The organism is Aeromonas sp. s10 (assembly GCF_040907975.1).
Classification (GTDB): Bacteria; Pseudomonadota; Gammaproteobacteria; order Enterobacterales; family Aeromonadaceae; genus Aeromonas; species Aeromonas caviae.
Map to the genome: position 1 here is coordinate 50,575 of NZ_JBFOCV010000025.1, position 18,665 is coordinate 69,239.

Annotated in this window: 16 protein-coding genes and 6 tRNA genes; 9 read left to right on the forward strand and 13 right to left on the reverse strand. The window is 61.0% G+C overall.

Annotated elements, in window-relative coordinates:
• Positions 1–50: 50 nt before the first annotated feature.
• The 3 genes from AB5Y59_RS05820 to AB5Y59_RS05830 all read right to left on the reverse strand — a co-directional run bounded on the left by AB5Y59_RS05820 (position 51) and on the right by AB5Y59_RS05830 (position 3,951).
• Complete coding sequence (locus AB5Y59_RS05820) at positions 51–296, reverse strand: hypothetical protein (RefSeq protein ID WP_319859048.1); 246 nt, start codon at positions 294–296, stop codon at positions 51–53.
• A gap of 107 nt (positions 297–403) precedes the next feature.
• On the reverse strand, positions 404–1,363 hold the full coding sequence (locus tag AB5Y59_RS05825; protein ID WP_261999410.1) for a Wzz/FepE/Etk N-terminal domain-containing protein: 960 nt from the start codon (positions 1,361–1,363) through the stop codon (positions 404–406).
• Between the two features lie 47 nt (positions 1,364–1,410).
• Positions 1,411–3,951: an SLBB domain-containing protein gene (locus AB5Y59_RS05830; RefSeq protein WP_261999409.1), complete on the reverse strand. Its 2,541-nt coding sequence runs from the start codon at positions 3,949–3,951 to the stop codon at positions 1,411–1,413.
• Between the two features lie 879 nt (positions 3,952–4,830).
• On the opposite strand from AB5Y59_RS05830, the gene AB5Y59_RS05835 reads away from it, so the two are divergent.
• Complete coding sequence (locus tag AB5Y59_RS05835; RefSeq protein ID WP_041215736.1) at positions 4,831–5,037, forward strand: YgdI/YgdR family lipoprotein; 207 nt, start codon at positions 4,831–4,833, stop codon at positions 5,035–5,037.
• A 55-nt stretch (positions 5,038–5,092) separates the two neighbouring features.
• On the opposite strand, the gene AB5Y59_RS05840 is transcribed toward AB5Y59_RS05835, so the two are convergent.
• Positions 5,093–8,653, reverse strand: coding sequence for an ATP-binding cassette domain-containing protein (locus AB5Y59_RS05840; RefSeq protein WP_368211647.1), 3,561 nt, complete (start codon positions 8,651–8,653; stop codon positions 5,093–5,095).
• Between the two features lie 97 nt (positions 8,654–8,750).
• On the reverse strand, positions 8,751–10,028 hold the full coding sequence (locus AB5Y59_RS05845) for an alpha/beta hydrolase (protein WP_336591577.1): 1,278 nt from the start codon (positions 10,026–10,028) through the stop codon (positions 8,751–8,753).
• A gap of 623 nt (positions 10,029–10,651) precedes the next feature.
• Between AB5Y59_RS05845 and AB5Y59_RS05850 the strand changes: the two genes are divergently transcribed.
• Positions 10,652–10,777, forward strand: a complete 126-nt coding sequence (locus AB5Y59_RS05850; RefSeq protein ID WP_257713785.1) for a hypothetical protein — start codon at positions 10,652–10,654, stop codon at positions 10,775–10,777.
• Positions 10,778–10,840: 63 nt separating this feature from the next.
• On the opposite strand, the gene AB5Y59_RS05855 is transcribed toward AB5Y59_RS05850, so the two are convergent.
• Together AB5Y59_RS05855 and AB5Y59_RS05860 are read right to left on the reverse strand one after the other, a co-directional pair.
• Positions 10,841–10,916 (reverse strand) — tRNA-Asn (locus AB5Y59_RS05855).
• Positions 10,917–10,921: 5 nt separating this feature from the next.
• Positions 10,922–10,997, reverse strand: a tRNA-Phe gene (locus AB5Y59_RS05860).
• A 381-nt stretch (positions 10,998–11,378) separates the two neighbouring features.
• On the opposite strand from AB5Y59_RS05860, the gene rraB reads away from it, so the two are divergent.
• Positions 11,379–11,714, forward strand: coding sequence for a ribonuclease E inhibitor RraB (gene rraB, locus AB5Y59_RS05865; RefSeq protein WP_010675493.1), 336 nt, complete (start codon positions 11,379–11,381; stop codon positions 11,712–11,714).
• Positions 11,715–11,782: 68 nt separating this feature from the next.
• Here rraB and AB5Y59_RS05870 read toward each other — a convergent pair whose 3' ends face one another.
• On the reverse strand, positions 11,783–13,756 hold the full coding sequence (locus tag AB5Y59_RS05870) for an EAL domain-containing protein (protein ID WP_053288764.1): 1,974 nt from the start codon (positions 13,754–13,756) through the stop codon (positions 11,783–11,785).
• A 166-nt stretch (positions 13,757–13,922) separates the two neighbouring features.
• On the opposite strand from AB5Y59_RS05870, the gene AB5Y59_RS05875 reads away from it, so the two are divergent.
• Positions 13,923–14,417 carry a hypothetical protein gene (locus tag AB5Y59_RS05875; protein WP_029314787.1) on the forward strand — a complete coding sequence of 165 codons (495 nt, stop codon included), beginning with the start codon at positions 13,923–13,925 and terminating at the stop codon, positions 14,415–14,417.
• 100 nt (positions 14,418–14,517) lie between these two features.
• Here AB5Y59_RS05875 and AB5Y59_RS05880 read toward each other — a convergent pair whose 3' ends face one another.
• From AB5Y59_RS05880 to rsgA, 5 genes are read right to left on the reverse strand one after another with little or no spacing between them, the layout of a single operon-like run.
• Positions 14,518–14,919 carry a hypothetical protein gene (locus AB5Y59_RS05880; RefSeq protein WP_221436609.1) on the reverse strand — a complete coding sequence of 134 codons (402 nt, stop codon included), beginning with the start codon at positions 14,917–14,919 and terminating at the stop codon, positions 14,518–14,520.
• A gap of 2 nt (positions 14,920–14,921) precedes the next feature.
• A complete protein-coding gene (locus tag AB5Y59_RS05885) occupies positions 14,922–15,173 on the reverse strand; it encodes a DUF2960 domain-containing protein (protein WP_010675489.1) in 252 nt (83 codons plus the stop codon).
• Positions 15,174–15,177: 4 nt separating this feature from the next.
• Positions 15,178–15,426 (reverse strand): VF530 family DNA-binding protein, encoded by a 249-nt coding sequence (locus AB5Y59_RS05890; protein ID WP_041212447.1) that lies wholly within the window; start codon positions 15,424–15,426, stop codon positions 15,178–15,180.
• The gene (gene asd / locus AB5Y59_RS05895) at positions 15,423–16,295 is read right to left on the reverse strand and encodes an archaetidylserine decarboxylase (RefSeq protein WP_221436610.1); all 873 of its coding nucleotides are present in this window, start codon (positions 16,293–16,295) and stop codon (positions 15,423–15,425) included. Before asd ends, AB5Y59_RS05890 begins: the two co-directional genes overlap by 4 nt.
• A 29-nt stretch (positions 16,296–16,324) precedes the next feature.
• Positions 16,325–17,359: a small ribosomal subunit biogenesis GTPase RsgA gene (gene rsgA, locus AB5Y59_RS05900; RefSeq protein WP_368211649.1), complete on the reverse strand. Its 1,035-nt coding sequence runs from the start codon at positions 17,357–17,359 to the stop codon at positions 16,325–16,327.
• Between the two features lie 91 nt (positions 17,360–17,450).
• Here rsgA and orn point away from each other — a divergent pair, with 91 nt between their 5' ends.
• The 5 genes from orn to AB5Y59_RS05925 all read left to right on the forward strand — a co-directional run bounded on the left by orn (position 17,451) and on the right by AB5Y59_RS05925 (position 18,647).
• The gene (gene orn / locus AB5Y59_RS05905) at positions 17,451–17,996 is read left to right on the forward strand and encodes an oligoribonuclease (protein ID WP_042014296.1); all 546 of its coding nucleotides are present in this window, start codon (positions 17,451–17,453) and stop codon (positions 17,994–17,996) included.
• Between the two features lie 177 nt (positions 17,997–18,173).
• Positions 18,174–18,249 (forward strand) — tRNA-Gly (locus AB5Y59_RS05910).
• A 25-nt stretch (positions 18,250–18,274) separates the two neighbouring features.
• A tRNA-Gly gene (locus AB5Y59_RS05915) sits at positions 18,275–18,350 on the forward strand.
• Positions 18,351–18,382: 32 nt separating this feature from the next.
• Positions 18,383–18,458: transfer RNA gene (locus AB5Y59_RS05920), tRNA-Gly, on the forward strand.
• A 113-nt stretch (positions 18,459–18,571) separates the two neighbouring features.
• Positions 18,572–18,647, forward strand: a tRNA-Gly gene (locus tag AB5Y59_RS05925).
• The last annotated feature ends 18 nt before the right edge of the window (positions 18,648–18,665 follow it).

Consider the following 18,665-nt stretch of genomic DNA (forward strand, 5'->3'; position numbering starts at 1 on the left):
AAATAGAGAAATAATAAAGACTGCCCTGAGGCAGTCTTTATTTCATTATATCAACGAGCTGTGCTGGTGACAGTCGAGGAGTTGTCATCGTTGTTGTTGCTGGCAACGGCAACGGCAACACCGATGGCAGCAGCAGCGGCTACGCCAACGGCGATGGCACCAGCGGTGATGCCACCGACAGCAGCACTGCCAGCAGCACCGGCACCAGCAGCGGCGCCACCAGTGCTGGAGCCTGCGCCAGCAGCGGTTTCTTCAGCAGCCATGGTCGGGCTGGACAGGGCCAGCAGTGCAGTCATAATCAAAACACTCTTCTTCATATATTTCCCTTATAAAATCAGAATAGTCGACGATCGTTCTACTCTATTGTGATGGCAAGCCATCGTTTTTGATCAATTTGCGTCCATTATTTTTTATCATGACGGAATGCAAATCGAACCAAAATTATCATTACCCCCAACATGCCGCCCAAGAGGGCACCCAATACGACGATGAGTGCCCGTTTCGGCTTTATTTTCTCTTCGGCGATAACGGCAGGGTCAAGCACTTTAAAGACATATTCCTGATTGACTTCGGCGAGCATCAAGGTTTTGGTCTGCTCTTCTATCAATTGATAAAAGACTTTCTGCATATCGGCAACGGAAGTCTTGGAGAGTTGTTCGGTCAAATAGGCGATATTACGTTTTGACTCCTCCTGATCCCGCTGTTTCATGGTGCTGTTGAGATCGTCGATCAACCAGTCCACCCACTGTTTTGCCAGTTGCGGGGAGTAGAAGTCGACGCTGACGGTCAGCAGCCCTGTCTTGGGGTCGCTATTGAGATTGACCAGGCTCCTGAACGCCTTGATGAGCTCCCAGTCAGTGGGCTCGGGAGACCTGCCGGGCGGCATCTCGCGGACCCACTGTTGGGCTTGGGTGTCATAGACTTTGGGGTCGATGAGCAGCTCCCCCGTGGTTTTATCCATGCCGGTGGCGGCGATCAGGGGGACGGCCAGTTGATGGCGGCGAATGAACTCCCCGAGAAACAGCCGCGACTTGCCCACCTCGATGGCGATGGAAGCCTTGTCTCCTCCTTTGTTGCCCAGATCGACCCCGGCCAGACTGGCCAGCCCGCCGAAGCGGGAGGCCAGCGCGGAGAGTCCTCCCCCCTGTTGTTCAAGGGAGGGGGTCAGGAGCGCTTCGGCACGATAGATGTTGGGACTCCACAGTGCGAAGGCAACGGCGAGACAGGTCGCGATCAATGTGGTGGCAAGGAGCCACCACTTGCCTTGCCACAGGGCAATAGCCAGCTCTCGCAGGTCGATTTCATCGCTTGCCGGAGCAAGATCCCTCGGCAAGGGAATGACGTTCGCTTTTTGTGCTTCCATGATGATGTGATGAGTCCTATGGAATATGACTGGACGCGTCCAGCGCGTTACTTGATGGCGGACCAGGCGACGCCCAACTGATACATGATCTGGGTCGCCGAAGACATGATGCTCAGGTTGTCCAGATAGTCGGAATCCACCGGCACTATGATGGTGTCCCCCGGCTCCAGGCTCTTGCGTCCGCCAAACCAGCTGTCACTGGGCAGCATCACGCTGCCGTTGGCCTTGATGACATAGACGCGATCGGTATCGGCTTGCTTCTTGGTACCACCGGCCAGGCTGATGTACTCGTTGATGCTGGTCTCCTCTTTGTAGATATGGGAAGAGGGGAACTGCACCATGCCCGCGATGGAGACCACGTTCTGCATGGTCGGGATATAGAGTTTGTCGCCATCCTCAAGCAGGACGTCTGACTGCTTCTCTCCGGCCAGCAGGGCTGGCATGTCGATGGTCATGCGTCCGATGGCCTTGCTGTTTTCCAGCTGGTTGACCACCGACATGGCTTCGGCAGGGGAGCTGCTGTAGTTGGCAATGGTGCTCTGTCTGCGCAAGGTCATGGTCGAGATCTCCTGGCGAAGTTCATCGCGCAGCATCACCAGCCGCTCTTCCTCCTGCTTGCGCAGGGCCTTGCGGGCGAAGATGGCCCCGTTGGGGTTGGCGTAGGTCGTGATGCCACCCACTCGCTCGATCAGATCGTGCAGACTTTCTCCCCGGCGCACGGTGTAAGTGCCCGGGAATTTCACTTCACCGAAGACCTGGACGGTCGCCTCTTCCCGCCATTGGGGATGGGGCAGGACGTTGATGTTGTCCTTGGATTGCAGCAGCGGTGAACCGTAAGGGCTGTTGGCGGTATCCAGCGAGAATCGCTCGTTCTGTACCAGGATGCTGTCGCCCCGCTCATTGACGCGGGAGAGTTCGACCACGTTGGCCTGCTCGTTGAATCCGCCGGCGGCCAGGATGGCATCGGACATGCGGCTGTTGTCGGTCAGCGGGTAGAGGCCCGGGTATTTCACTTCGCCACGCACTTCCATGATCTTCACCGGCTGACCCAGGGTAGACTGTGCCTTCAGGCGCTCGATGACAGGCGCCAGAAGGGCTTGCCGTGAATCGGCGACCACTGCGTCCGTGGCGGTCTTGTCGGACAGGGAGGAGAGCTTGATCTGAGAGTCATTGCTGAGCTCGTCGGTCTTGACATCGGCGCCTGTGGAGACGTCGGTCCGCATCATGGCTGCGTTGTCCAGCTCTCTCGTCTTGGTCTTGAGATCTTTCACTCTTGTCGAGGTTGCGGCGGTCTCTCTGAGCCGGTCAGTGGCATCGTTGCGGAACACCAGTACCTGGTCCCTGGCCTGGAGTACCACGTCGTCTTTGCTGCCCGGCTGTTGCAGCGCCTTGCCCAGGTTGAACTGGATCACGCTGATATTGCGTTGGGAATCCACTTCCCTGACGACCAGGGCATAGCTCAGGTCGGTCGCTGATAGGAGATCCCGCTGAACGCTCTTGAGCAGGTTGCTGATGCGGGTGCCCGGGGTATAGCTGTAGACGCCATCACGTACCACGGCCCCTTTGACGACGATGGCCTGGCTGTACTCGGTGCTGCTCGGTTTGACCGAAATCTTGTCACCGTCCCGGATGCTGAACTGACGATCATGGCCATTGGCCAGCGTCAGGTTGAAGACCTTCAGACCGGTGTCTGTATGACGTTCTACCGAGACTTCCTGCAAGGCGGACGCCTTTACGCCACCGGCCAGGGCGAGCACGTCCGCCAGGGGCGCCGAATTTCTCAATTCGTAGATGGCGGGGCGCTTGACCAGTCCGCTGATGGACACTTCACTGCCTTTGGCCGGGACGAAGACGGTATCCCCCGCCTGCAAGCGAATATCCTGGCTGGTATCCCCCCAGACCAGCATCTTGTACAGATCCACATCGATGACTTTCTGTCCGGCCCGCTTGACCTGGATCTTGCGCAGGGAGCCGACGGTGTCGATGCCGCCAGCCGCCTGCAAGACCTGGGTGACGGTCGCCATGCCGCTGACATTGTAGGCACCGGGGCGATAGGCATCCCCCATCACAAATACCTGCATGGCACGCATGGAACCAAAGCTGATGAAGGAATTGACGCCTATCATCTGCTCCTTGATCCGGGTTTCAAGGTCGCTTCTGAATTGCTGGAAGGTCAGTCCACTGGCAGAGATAGGACCGAGACTGGGGAAGTCGATGAAGCCTTCGCGACCGACGCTCAGGTCATAGACCGCGTTTTCCTTGCCATACAGCTGCACATGGATTTCATCCCCCGGGCCAATGACATAATCATCAGCAACAGGCATGTCGGTCACGGGGGCATCCAGAATGGGTTCACCGGCGAACACATTGTAACCGAATGGTTGAAGCTCCCCTGGCTGGGCTACCCCTGCGATCAACGGGCGCTGGGATACCTGGCTATAGTCGACCTCCCGTGGCGCCGCTACCGGTGTTGACGGGATGACAGGGGTCATGGCGCTGGTATTCTGGAACTGGTCGACAGAAATACCGTATTGCTTGGCCAGAGCCTGTTGCTGATCAGCGGGCAGGCGCTTGAATTGTTCCATCATCTGCGGGCTGATTTGCGGCGCAGCGAATACATTTAAACTAATCGCAGCTAATATCCATGGCGCTGTTATAAATTTCATTTTAGGTAAAGCCTTGCAATGTGTTTGTTCAGATTGCTGAAGATGGTGGGTAATAAATAGGGTGTTTACTCGGTCATCGAGTAAATTAGACTTTCTTTATATATCCGTGAAAAATAACAAGCCCCGTATATTAGAACATGCTTGTGTGACGTTTTTATATGCAAGGTACCCAGGTAATGGAAGGTCCGGGTATGCCCAGCGCTGTCAGCATGAGGAGCAAACCACCCGCAGGGGCAGGGGTGGCATGATTGGAACTTGGGGTCAGTGTGCTGCCCTGTGTACGGCAATCATTGTGCCTTCACTCATTATGCGTGTCACAACGTCCATGCTGGTCAGGGATAAAAAGACATGGCTACCGCATCCGAAGGGCAAATCGGCATGGAATGTGTATTTTTTGTTATTTTTTTCAGGTTGGACGACAGTGTGCGTCGTATCCCGATGGTCAAAGCGTCAAATAGTTGATTGTATTGGCAATGACTATGAGATTTGTTTTCCGCGCGGAAATTTATCAAAAGTGTATTTTTTTGCAACATATATCAGACAATTCCTATGACCAATCTCGGATTATTCCTTTCTTTGAACAGAAGGCACAATAAATGACCGGGTATGTGACTGTGTGTGGATAATTCAACATGCAGGGCGTAATGACTTTGTTTCTGGTATCTGTGCGGGGGTGTCGTATGGATTTTGTCTGGTGGGGTTGACTTTTTGCTCTAATTTTGTGGTTGCTGCAGTCTGAAACTCACCCTGAGCTAGGCTTCATCTATCACCGCCAGGGTGAGCGTGAAGAAGGGGAGAGTGATGAAAGCTGTGATGATGCTGGTTTGTCTGTTGGGATTGGCGGGGTGCAGCTCCCAATACATCATGAGCACCAAGGATGGCAAGATGATTGCCACCGACAGCAAACCCAGGTTGGACGAGACCACAGGCATGTATCGCTATTACGATGAAGAGGGGAGGGAAGTGCACATCAACAAGGACGACATCACCCAGATCATGGAGCGTTGAGGCCCTCCTCAAGCAACAAGGGCTGCCTGGGGGCAGCCCTTGTTATTGTTGGTGCTCATGCCGTCTGGGGCACCTGACGGTTGACCTGGCCGGCAAACAGCTGGTGGAAGCGGGAGTGGGAGTTGGCCAGCAGGCTCACCGGCGACCCCTGCTCCACCACGGTGCCGGCCTCCATCACCACCACCTTGTCCACCGACAAGAGCGGCTCCAGGTGGTGGGCGATCACCAGATAGCTGGCCTCCGGCCGGTAGCGGTAGAGCAGCTCGGCCATCTTGCGCATGCCGCCGTGATCGAGGTCCGAGGTGGCCTCGTCCAGCACGATGAGCGGTCGGCGCGACAGCAGGATGCGGGCGATCACCAGCAGCTGGGTCTCGCCGGCGGAGAGTTGCAGCCTGTCGAGATCCTCATCCAGCCGCCCTGCGCAGCGCTCGGCGAGGCCCACCCGGGCAAGCGCCTGCTCAAGCACGGCGTCCTCATGCTCGGTCAGGGGCGCCAGATTGGCCCGCAGGGTACCGAAGAAGGTGAGCGGGATCTGGGAGACGGTGTCGTAGAGATCACGCACCGCCTCCGGTGCAAGTCGTGACAGTGGCTGATTGCCGTAGAAGATCTCCCCCTGGGAGGCGGGATACATGGCCTGCAATACCCCCAGCAGGGAGCTTTTGCCTGCCCCGGTACGCCCGCACACACCCACCTTTTCACTTGGGGCCAGCTCGAAGTTCACCTTGTGCAGCGCCCACTGGCTGGTTTGGGGGTAGCGCAGCCCCAGGTTGTCGAAGCGCACTGCGGGGTGAGGGGTGGCGAGGGCCTCTCCATCCTGGCGTTCGCTCTCTATCTCGCTGTATTCCCGTACCCTCTCCACCGCGTTCATCACCTGCTCCACTTCCGCGAAGGTACGGATCAGGGAGTTGAGCATGGCCGAGGCGGTGAAGGCGTAGGTGATGGCCACGGCCCCCAGCAGCGGGCTGTTGCCAAAGGCCACCATCAGCGCCACGGCCCCCACCAGGGCGGCGGAGAGCAGGGTCTGGTGCATGCCGAGCCAGCGGTTGATGGAGGTGGTGGTGTACCAGCTGCGCAAGTTGTTGTCATAGTGATGCAGCACCTGATCCAGTGCGAAGCGTTCGGCCCCGGCCAGACGCAGTGCGGGGGCGCCGCGGATGGTCTCGCTGATGCTGATGTAGAGCGGGGAGCGCAGCACCGAGGACTGGCGCCGCAGCTTGAGTTGCACCGCCCGGTAGCGGCGCTGCAACACATAGAGCGCCCATCCCACCAGGGGGGCGATGAGCAGCAGCAGGGGAATATTGATGCCGATCACCACCACCTGCAAGGCCACGGACACCAGCATGCCGAACAGTCCCACCAGCATGGAGAGCAGCATCTCTTGCGCCTCCCCCAGATCCCGGTCGAAGCGGTTGAGGATGCGCCCCTGGGGCACCTTGTCGAAGAAGGCCATGGGGGCGCGGCTGATGCGCCCCAGCATGCCGTCAAACAGGGTCCAGGCCAGCTTGAGGCCGAGTTTGTAGTTGATGACCCGCACCGCCATGATGCAGGCGAGGGAGCCCGCCCCCAGCAGCACATAGATGCCGAGCAGGGTCTTGACGTCGCTCACCTCGGCCTTGCCGCCGAGCCAGAGATCCGAGGCGATGCGCAGCCCTTCCTGGCCCAGGGTGAGCAGCAGGACGAGCAGGATGGCACCGGGGGCGGCGAGGCGCTGCCACATGAAGCCAAACAGCCCCCAGTCCACCTTGCCCTCCACCACTTTCTCCTCGCTGAACTGCTCCGCCTCCTGAGGGGGCACCGGCGGGGCGGGCTGGGGATGCTGGACAAGATCCGCCAACTGGTGGGCATCGAGCTCCACCAGGCGCCCCTGCTCGATGCGGATCACCCGATCGCACCTGGCCAGCACATCCGGGTCGTGGCTTACCAGGAGCCGAGTTGGCCCCGGCTTGAAGGCGAGCCCCTGCTCCAGTACCTGGGCCGCGACCATGGGGTCGAGCGCAGACAAGGGGTTGTCCAGCAGCAGGATATCGGCCCGGGCGTAGAGGGCGCGAGCCAGGGCGACCCGCTGCTGCTGGCCGCCGGAGAGGCGGGTGCCGAGCTCCCCCACCAGAGTTTGATCCCCGTGGCTGAGCAGCGCGAGATCGGCCGTGAGGGCGCAGGCGCCGAGCACCCAACGATAGCGCTCGGCGTGCCAGGGCTGGCCGAACAGGATGTTGTTGCGGATGGTGTCGTTCATCAGCCAGGGTTTATGGCCCAGATGGGCAACCCGGCCGTGGCGACGGATGCTGCCGGCAAACTCGCTGTCAAAGCCGGCAACCAGATGCAGCAGGCAGCTCTTGCCCGCCCCGGTGGCCCCGGTGATCCCCACGAGCTCCCCCGGTGCGATGGCGAGGTTGGCTCCCTCGAGCACCGGTTTTTGCTGGTGCAGGGCGGTGACGTTGTCGAGCCGCAGGCTGCCCACCGGCAAGCTGGGATCGGTGAGATCCCGATGCTGCTCCGGGCTGTTCAGGAACTCGCACAGCCGGTTGAAGCCGGTGTTGAAGTTGATCAGGGTGCGGATGAGGTAGGGCAGTCGCATCATGGGAATGCGCAGCACGGTAAACAGGGCGATGGTGGTGAACACCTGGGGCAGGGTGAGGGTGTTGCCCGACGCCAGGTAGGTGGTGAAGGTGGCCAGGGTCACCAGCAGGGGAGTGCTCAGCATCAGCCCTTCGTTGATAGCATCGAGCCTGAGCACCCTGCCCAGCACTCCCAACTCCTGCTGGCGCTTGGTGTTGGCCGCCCGGGTGAAGAAGGGGCCAAGCCCGTTCTGGCGCACCAGCCGCAGCTTCTTGATGTATTCCGCCAGGATGCCGTTGCGCTCGTCCTGTTGACGCTTGAGCTGCTGCTCCTGCTGGTTCATGCGCCGTACCACCCGGGTGGAGATGAGCAGCAGCAGGGCCAGCACCGCGAAGCCCACCAGACCGGCACTGCCCACCTGCCACACCAGCAGGGCGATGGTGCCGATGAGTTGCAGCGCCATGGTGACCGGCATGGCGGGGTCAGCCAGGATCCAAGTGATGTCCCACACGTCCCGGTTGATGAGGTTCTGAACCCGGCCGCCGGCCCTGTCGTCGAAGCTCTTGCCACCCTGCTTCATCACCTTGGCGAGCAGGGATTCGGCCAGCAGACGGCGGATGGGCACGTGCATCTTGAGGGCCAGTTGCAGGGAGTGCTCCGCCAGCATGCCGGCGGCGAGCACGGAGGCGAACAGGGCCAGGGCCAGCAGCAGCTTGTGGCCGGTGGTGGCATCGGTGCCGAGCTGGGTCATGCTGTGGTTGAGCAGCCAGGGGCTGGTCAGGGTGGCGAGCATGCCGAGCAGTTGCAGCAGGGTGAGCAGGCCAATCCGTCCCTTGTAATGGCGCCAGATAAAGGCGGTCAAGGGCCAGGGGCGCACTGGCTGGCGGGCGGTGAGCGCGAGGAAGGCGTCGGCGCGGCCGTCGCGCCTGTCTTCCGGCAGCAGGGGATAGAGATCGTCGAGACTGACCTGGTGCTGGGTCAGCCCCTTGCGCAGCAGCGGGCCGGTCCAGCGATAGAAGAGGCGACTCAGCCAGCCGGCCGAGATTTCCGGATGATCCAATGGGTGTCCTTGTTGTTTTGTGTTGCTTCCATGGGCGGGGCGGCTCATGGGCCGCCCTCGAACTTGTTGTCTTGCTGCGGGCGTGCGCCCGGCGGGATCAGCGATCCCGGTTCATGCGGATGAGCCGATCCAGGATCCGCTCGCCATCGACCCGCAGGCCGTTGTGTTCGAACTCGTTGGTGATCCAGGCGCGGCTGTTGTCAAGCCCCTTCAGGGTGTCGCGGCTGTAGTCAAACTCCACGTACATGTCCTCGGCATAGACGGCGCAGGCCACCGGCACAGTGTTGCGGGCCAGCTGCGCCGGGTCGTAGAGGGGACCCCAGTCCGCTTTCTGGGCAAGCAGGTGGGCTGCCTCCTTCAGGGGAATGAGCTCGCGGAACTGCTCGAACATCCAGGGGAAGATCATCTCGCCGGTAAAGGCGAAATCTTTGCCTGGCGCCCAGGCCAGGGCAGGGAACTCCCTTCTCACCCGCTCGGCCGCCCAGTTGCTGGCACTCCCTTCGCAATAGATGAGCTCGTGCAGGATGGCGAACACCGGGTTGGTGTTGAACGGCTGCATGGCCTGCACCTGATAGAGGAAGGCGGGGTTGAGGCGTTCGCCGATGAAGGCGTCTTCCAGCAGGTAGTAAAGTGCCTCGAAGGCGCCGCTGGCCCCCAGATCCAGCCCCTGCTGCTGCAACTGCTCCACCGTCAGGCGCTGGCCGTTGGGCAGGCGTACGTCGTGGTGGTGCAGGTGGTTGGCCAGCCGGTTGGCCAGGGCCTGGGCATGGGGGAAGCGGGTGAAGAAGGCGCGGTTCTTGTCCGCCACCCGCTGGTAGGTGGCGCGGTAGACCTCATCCGCGCTGCGCCCGATGGGTGCCACGCCGCCGGTGAGGTAGACCTCGTGCAGGCTCCGCGGGAACAACGAGAGGTAGGTGAGGCTGCAAAAGCCGCCGAAACTCTGGCCGAGCAGGCTCCAGGGGCGCCCCGGGCTCAGCACCTCGCGAATGCATTCGGCGTCGCGCACTATGCTGTCGGCGCGAAAATGGCCGAGGTAGTCCGCCTGCTCACCTGGGGTCATCCCCGCCAGGGCGTCAGCACTGATGGGGGTGGAGTGGCCGGTGCCGCGCTGATCGAGCAGCAGCACCCGAAACTCCTGCAGGGCCCGCTTGATCCAGCCGCCATCGGCGGTCGGGCGAGGAGCGCCAAAGCCCGGGCCCCCCTGCAAATAGAGCAGCCAGGGCAGGTCATCATCCAGCTTGTCCTTGCGGCAGAGGGTGCGGCCAAACAGGGTGAGGGTCGCCTCCTCATCGGGATGCTGGTGGTCGAGGGGCACGGTAAAAAAGTGTGGCTCGCAATGGATGCCATCCAGCACATAGTGCAAGGGGCTGCTCATCTGGGGTCTCCCTGAGGGTAGGAAAATCGTCGGCCTCATCATAGCCCTGGCGCAGGGGCGGGTCACGCCGGTTTTCGAGATTGTTAACAGAGATGGAGCCTGAGGTCGGTGCCGTACAAGGTGTGGTTTCGCCGTTGTTGACGGCGGGCTGCAACTGGACAAAGATGAGCCGCCTGCCGGGACGGGCAGGGAATAGGTCAGCACCCCGGGTGCAGGAAACTGGATGGAGTTGGCTCGATGAAGCCGAGATGGATACGTGTTCGCAAGAGACGCACACAGAGGGATCCGGAGGGGGTGTTGCAGGCGGGTTTGCTGGTGTTCAGCGCCACCTGTGGTGCCACTCTGTTGCTGGCGGCCTGCAACGGCGGTTAGCTGAGTGAAACAGACCCGCTTGTCATGAGCGGGTTTTTTCATGCCGGAGCAGAAGGTCGGGACCTGCCTGTAGCCCTTTGCTGGCGCGGGTTTGCGGTATGCAGAGCACGGCTGCTATGGTCAATTTACGACCGGATCCACAGAGGGAGGCGATCATGAACAGTCGTGAAAAAGTCCTGGCTCATTTGGCCACAGATCACCGGGTTGCAGGATTGACCGCTGGCGAGGCACTGGCTGGCATGAGCCACTCGATGAGTTCGCTCCTGCTGCAACAGGATCAGCACTTCTTCCGCCGCCATGCGGACGACCCCTGTCACGAAGTCGCCCGTGCCTGCTCGGCTGGACACGTATGGCATGGGGACGAAAACCACTACTAGCCACGCATGTGAGTAAATGACAGATGCAAAAAGGCCCGCTCATCTGAGCGGGCCTTTCGAATTTGGCTCCTCCTACTGGACTTGAACCAGTGACATACGGATTAACAGTCCGCCGTTCTACCGACTGAACTAAGGAGGAATAGTTGGTGCCCAGAGACGGAATCGAACCGCCGACACGGGGATTTTCAATCCCCTGCTCTACCGACTGAGCTATCTGGGCAACGGCGCGCATTAAACCCTTTCTGGACTGGGGTGTCAACCACAGGCCGCAGATTGATGTACCGTTCGCTCGATATCCGAGCAATCTTCCCGTGATTGGACCGGTTTCCCCGTTTTAACCATGAAAAGAGGGGCGCCTGCGGGGCAGGGTGGGCCGACGGCCAGCAGAACATCATGAAGGGGGGCGAGCTGCCTGACGTGCCGAGGGCTGCCCGCTGGCGCCAAGCCGGGAGAGGTGCCAGTTATCTTGGCCCATCGATTGAGCCTGCCGCGCTCTGCGGGTATGCTTTGCCGCACTCATCCCCTGGCCATGGTCCGGGCCGACGCGGCTGGCAGGGGTGACATCCATCCAACACCGCCTGGGGTTTATATGAATACCAATATGCAAGAGTGGCGCGAAGAGACCGCCGCCATCGTCAACGAGCTGCTGGCCGATGGCAGCAACCCGGATCTGGATTACGAGATTGAGCACCACTTTGCCTGCCAGAAGTTCGATCTGCTGGAGAAGGCGGCGGTCGATCTGTTCAAGGCCGGTTTCGAAGTGACCGACGCCGAGGAGATGGAGCTGGACGACGGCGCCACCATCTTCTGTTTCGACGCCATGGTGGAGTGCAAGCTGGACATCGACACCATCGTCGCCGACATCGAGAAGATGCTGCCCATCCTCGAGAAATACGGGGTGGACTACGACGGCTGGGGCACCTACTTCCAGGAGTAAGTGCGCCAGATCATGCACGCTTTGCAAAAACAACAAGGCCACCCTCGGGTGGCCTTGTTGTTGCTGGTTTACTGCTCCGGCAGCTGGTAGCTGCGGGCAAACTCGGCCGGTGGGAGGGGGCGGCTGAACAGATAGCCTTGTAGCCGATCGCAACCGACCTGCACCAGCCAGGCCTGCTGCTCCGGCGTCTCCACCCCTTCGGCGGTGATCTTGATGCCAAGCTCATGGCCCAACCCGATGACGGAACGCACGATGGCGGTGGTGGCCTGGTTGGTGGCCAGCCCCTGGGTGAAGCTTTTGTCGAGCTTGAGGGTCGCCACCTGCAGCCTGGGAAGATAGGCGAGGGAGCAGTAGCCGGTGCCGAAGTCGTCGATGGCGAGCTGGAAGCCCGCCTCGATGAGGCTGGCCAGGTTGCTCTCTATCTCGTCGGCATTCTCCATCAGCACCCCTTCGGTGATCTCCAGCTCCAGTTGCCAGGGGGCGAGCCCGTGGCGCGCGATGCAGTCGAAGATCTGCGGGCAGAGCTCGGGATCGCGGAACTGCAGGGGCGAGAGGTTGATGGAGAGCACCAGATCCGGGGCCGCCACCTGCCAGCGGGCAAGCTGGGCACAGCCGAGCTCCAGCATCAGCTGGCCGAGCTGGCCGATGAGCCCCAGCTCCTCCGCCAGCGGGATGAACTCGTCGGGGGAGATCATGCCGAATTCGGGATGGGGCCAGCGGCAGAGCAGCTCTGCCCCGTGCAGCCGATTGCTGTGGGTACAGATGATGGGCTGGTAGACGGCGGTCAGCTCGGCGGACTTGATGGCGAGTGGCAACTGGGCGGCGATGAGCTGGCGGCGCTTGAGCTTGGCATCGAGTGCGGGGTCGAACAGGGTACAGTGCTGCTGCTGGCGCTTGCCCTGGGCCAGAGCAGCCTCGGCGTGGCTTAGCAGACGCTCGGCATCCTTGGCCTTGCCATGGGCGATGCCGAGGAACACCGGGATCTGGATCCTGTGTTCTTCCACCTGATAGGGCGTCATCAGCTCCTGCTGCAGGTTGCGGCTCCACGCATCCAGAGAGAGGGGGAGCTCGGGCAGCAGCAGGGCGAAGTCATCCGCCGCGACCCGACAGAGCAGGGACTGGGGCGGCGCCAGTCGTTGCAGGCGACGGGCCACCTGGCTCAGCAGGCGGTCGGCGACCCGGATACCGAAGCGATCGTTGATCTCGCGAAAATGTTGCAGATCCACCAGCAGCAGGCTGGCCTTGCGGGCGCCCAGATGACGGCTGGTCTGGAGGAAGTGGGAGAGCTTGAGCAGGCCGGTCAGGCTGTCGTAGTGCTGCTCCTGCTGCAACTGGGCCTGGGTGGTGCGCAGCCCGGTGATGTCGCGGCTCAGGGTAAGGATGCCGAGGGAGTTGCCCTCGTCATCCGGCACCTCGACCCGGGTGACCTCCAGATGGCGGCCTCTGCCCTGGGCATCCACCACGCAATACTCCCCCTGACCCAGGGTTTGTTCGACGGGCAGCCGGGGCGGGACGCGCCGACCCAGAGCCTCGCTTGCCACCAGCCCCATGAAGTCGAGAAAGGCCTGGTTGCAGTCGATGAGCACGCCCTGGTGATCCTCGAGACGGATGAGGTCGGGAATGGCATCCAGCAGGCGGCGTTGCAGCAACTGCTGCTGGCGGAAGGTTTGCTCCAGCTCCTTGCGCTGATCGATGGCGCTGACCATGGCAAACAGGGCGATGGGGTCGCCGTGCTCGTCATACAGTGGAACCTTGTTGATCTCCATCCAGCTGGCGCCTTCGCCGCTGTGGCAATGGAGCTGCTGGTGCAGCAGGGGTTTGCCGTCGGCCAGCAGGCGGTCATCTTCCTCCCGGAATACATCCCCCCAGGGCATCTCGGCATCGCTCTTGCCAATGAGTTCGCTCGGGTCTTGCAGGCCGGCTTCCCTGGCGAATGCCTTGTTGGCAAACAGGTACCGTCCGTGCTTGTCCCGGCAGAAGATATTCATGGGTAACTGGTCGATGATCTGCTGCAGCAGCGCCAGGGAGAGCGAAGAAGTCACGAGAGCACTCACGGGGGAGACTTCGAGCAAATCTATGATAACAGGTGGGTTTTGTAAAGCCTGGGTTAAGAGTACGCCATTTGTGCGGATCCCTGCTGACAGCCTGTGTCGCGATCGCCATAATAGCCGCCGGTTGGCCTATGGCCTTATGGATGAGAGAAGCAGCATGAAGAAGATAATGGGGGGCGCCCTGGCCCTGTTGATGGTGGGTTGTGCGAGCGACAACAACGGCGGCGAGCAGTATCGCTATACCCCGCCGGTTGCCAAGGCAACCAACAACACCCAGGAGATGGCGATCCCGGTGGATCTGGTGTGGGCCCGTGCCGAGAAGTGGTTCGGCGATCACGGCCTGAACATCGAGAACAGCCAGCGTGGTGCCGGTCTGATGACCGCCAACGTGGAAAACTCGGCCGATGGTCTGGAGTGGCTGGATTGTGGCACCATGGGGTCCAAGGTGGCACTGGGCAACCCCAACCTGCAGATCAACCTGATCATCACCCAGAGCGGCAACAACAGCGTGGCGACCGTGAACGTCAAGGGCAATACCCAGCTCTACTTCGTCGAGTCCTCCGGCGAGCGGGTACTGGCTCCCTCCATCACCCCGGTGTGCGTCTCCCGCGGCAGCCTGGAACAGAGCCTGTTCTCCACCCTCGGCAACTGATCCTGCCGGGTATCATGAAAAACCCCGTTGCGTGCAACGGGGTTTTTTTATGCCTGCTCAGCGCCGATCAGGGCGTGAGGGGAGGGATGACGCCAGAGGATCAGGGGGTCAGATCGCCGTGATAGAGCACATGGTCGCCGGCTTTGAGCACATAGCCCTTCCAGGGGAAGAGCTGATAGCCACCGCCCTGCCAGGACCAGTTGCCCTCTTCGCCCAGGCGGATCAGCCGGATCGGCTCGCCCTCTGGCAGGGTCAGCTCGGCCTGACTCTGATCGGCATTGAACAGCACGAAAGCGCTGACGGTCTGACCGGCATCGGTCGGGTTGAGGCGAATGCCCTGCTCGAACAGCCGCACGCACTTGCCTGCCAGCGCCGACCATTGATAACCCGCGCTGCCGATGCAGCCATGTTCGTCGCGATCCGCGCCGACCAGGGGCTCCCTCGGTGCCGTGTTGCAGGCGGCCAGCAGCAGGGAGGCGGCCATCAGGGTCAGGGTGCGCATGCTTACTCCTTGGCGTCCCGTTCAATGACGATGTTGGAGAAGCCCAGCTCCTTGAAGTAGTTCTCCCGGTAATCCTTCACGCTCTTCTTGTCGCGGCGGCACACCTGGGCCAGCTGCTCTTCCATGGCGTGGAAGCGGGTCAGATCGATCCCCTCGGCGGCGGCAACGGCATCATAGATGCTGTTGAACTTGTCGTTGGCGTAGCCAATCTCCCTGGCCTGCTTCTTGTAGGTGTAGGTAATCTTGAACGCCATGGCGTCACTCCTTCTCTTTGGCCTGCTTGCGCTGGACGTACAGATAGAGGCTTTCGACCTTCTCTCTGGCCCAGGGGGTCTTGCGCAAGAACTTCAGGCTGGACTTGATGCTGGGATTATCGGTGAAGCAGCGGATATTGATCTGCTGCCCCAGCGCTTCCCAGCCATAGTGCGCGACCAGGGCGGTGACGATGGCCTCCAGGGTCAGCCCGTGCAGCGGGTTGTTCTTCTGGGAAGCGGGTTGATCGCTCATGCTTGCGCCGCCAGGGTGGCAAAGGGCTGACCCATGCGGGTGGTGACCCCGTTGGCCAGGTGCGGCTCGAAACTGGCCAGCATGCCCGGGCCAAACAGGCAGACCACGGTACTGCCCAGCTTGAACAGGCCCATCTCGGCCCCCTTTTGCAGGGTGATGGCTTCATCGCCGGTGTAGTCCCAGCGCACCACCTTCTTCTCTTTGGTCGGCGCTATGTTGCCGGCCCAGATGGTTTCGATGCTGGCCACGATAGTGGCACCGACCAGCACCAGGGCCATGGGGCCGTGGGGGGTTCTGAAGGTGGCCACCACCCGCTCGTTGCGGGCAAACAGGTTGGGCACGTTCTCGGCGGTGAGGGGGTTGACGGAGAAGAGATCCCCAGGCACGAACACCATGCTCTCCAGCACGCCGTCCAGCGGCATGTGGATGCGGTGGTAATCCTTGGGTGCCAGATAGATGGTAGCGAAGTCGCCATCCTTGAACGGGGCTACCAGATCCTCATAGCCCCCCAGCAGCTCGCGGGCGCTGTAGTCGTGGCCCTTGGCCTGGATGATGCGACCTTGGCTGATGGGCCCGAGCTGGCTGACGGTGCCATCCACCGGCAGGGCCAGGGTCATGGCGTCTTCCACCACGGGGCGGATGCCGGGCTTGAGCTCGCGGGTGAAGAATTCGTTGAAGCTCTTGTAGTGGGCAGGGCTCTCGTGCAGCGCCTCGCTCATGTCGACCTGGTACTGCTTGATAAAGGCCTCGATCACCCTGGTGGTGAGGTTGCCCGCTTCGGCGGCGGCAAGTTTGCCCACTAGGCGGGAGAGGGCGTGTTTGGGCAGGCAGTATTGACCGGCAATTTTCAGGTTGTCAGTGATGCTCATGATCTTCATCTGGGAATGAGTTGAACGGGTCACAGCCGCGCCTGTTGGCGACCGTGGCGGGCTTCCTGCATGGTTTCCAGGATGCGGTGGTAGTTGTGGAAGCGATCGGCGCTGATGGCGCCCGCTTCGACCGCGGCGCGCAGGGCGCAGCCGGGATCATCCTTGTGGGTGCAGTCGCGGAACTTGCAGCCACCCAGGTAGTCGCGAAACTCGACGAAGCACCAGGTGATGCGGTCGGCTTCCAAGTGCCAGAGGGCGAACTCGCGGATCCCGGGGGAGTCGATGAGATCGCCGCCGCTCGGGAAGTGGTAGAGCCGCGCCGTGGTGGTGGTGTGCTGGCCGAGCCCCGAGTTCTCGGAGATCTCGCCGGTGAGCACGTCCAGCCCCGGCATCAGGGCGTTGGTGAGGGACGACTTGCCCACCCCGGACTGGCCCACGAAGATGCTGATCTTGTCGGTGAGCGCCGCCTTGAGGGTGTCGATGCCCTCACCGCTCTCGCAGCTCACCATCAGCACCTCGTAACCGAGCTTGCGGTAGGTCTCGAGCTGGTGCTCGATACGGGCGCGGGCCGCGTCATCGAGCATGTCGACCTTGTTCAGCACGATGAGGGGCGCTATCTCCACATCTTCTGCCGCCACCAGGTAGCGGTCGACGATGTTGGTGGAGAACTCGGGCATCACCGCCGAGACGATGATGATCTGGTCGATGTTGGCGGCGATGGGTTTGACCCCGTCGTAGAAGTCCGGCCGGGTCAGCACCGAGTGGCGCGGATGCACCGCCTCGATGACGCCGGCAGTCGCGGCATTGAGGCCGGGGCGCCACACCACCTTGTCGCCGCACACCAGGCTGCTGATGCTGCTGCGCCGCAGGTTGCTGCGGTGGATGGCACCATCGCTCGCCTCGACATCTGCGTGCTGGCCGAAACGGCTGATCACCACCCCTTCGATGGCGGGGCCGAACAGGGTGTCATCTACCACTGTGGTGTGCTCTTTTTGCAGCCGCCGCTCGCGGTTGGCCTGGACGCGCCTTTGTTGACCCAGATTGAGTTTTGCTTTCTTTGCCACGGGGTTTGCCAGTTTATGAACAGATTCAAAGCCAGTATGATACATGCAAATTGGCAAAATTCCGCCATTCCTCCCAATAGAGAGAGCAATCATGACAGTCAGCGCGCAGAACCTGGTATGGATCGACATGGAGATGACGGGTCTGGACCCCGAAGAGAACGTGGTACTGGAGATCGCCACCATCGTCACCGACAAGGACCTGAACGTGCTGGCCGAAGGGCCGGTCATCGCCATCCACCAGAGCGAGGAAGAGCTGGGCAAGATGGATGACTGGAACGTCAACACCCACACCAAGAGCGGGCTGGTGGCCCGGGTCAAGGCGAGTGAATACGACGAGGCCAAGGCCGTTGCCGAGACCCTCGCCTTCATTCGTCAGTGGGTGCCGGAGCGCACCAGCCCCCTGTGCGGCAACAGCATCGGCCAGGATCGCCGCTTCATGGTCAAGCACATGAGCGATCTGGAAGCCTTCTTCCATTACCGCAACGTGGACGTCAGCACGATCAAGGAGCTGGTCCGTCGCTGGCAGCCTGAACTGCTGGATCAGTTCAAGAAGAGCGGCTCCCACCAGGCACTGGACGACATCCGCGAATCCATTGCCGAACTGCAGTTCTACCGCGCCCACGTCTTCAAAATCTGAGTGGCTGGCAAGGGTTTGCCGTTGTTCGGTTGCTAAAATCAGCAGTTCGGCCAGCTTTTGAGCGAACGGCTGCAACCAGACAAAAAAGCCCTTGCAATTGGAATGTCTGCTCTTATAATTCGGCTCCCGTACAGTAGCGCAAGCAACCAAATGCTGTACGGTCTGTTTTCAGGTTTTGCGGGAATAGCTCAGTTGGTAGAGCACGACCTTGCCAAGGTCGGGGTCGCGAGTTCGAGTCTCGTTTCCCGCTCCAAAATGTTTGCTGATGACGTTCCGATGCGGGAATAGCTCAGTTGGTAGAGCACGACCTTGCCAAGGTCGGGGTCGCGAGTTCGAGTCTCGTTTCCCGCTCCAATCATCAGCACAGCCTCAAGACAATCCATGTTGCGGGAATAGCTCAGTTGGTAGAGCACGACCTTGCCAAGGTCGGGGTCGCGAGTTCGAGTCTCGTTTCCCGCTCCAATATGCAGTGCCGGAGTCACCGCGCTGGTAGAGCATGTTGAGTGCTTGCCAAGGTCGGGGTAGCGAGCGCGAATCTCGTTGCTGGCTCCAAAATATGTAAGTGATATTCCGATGCGGGAATAGCTCAGTTGGTAGAGCACGACCTTGCCAAGGTCGGGGTCGCGAGTTCGAGTCTCGTTTCCCGCTCCAATCACTTGCAGATGACAT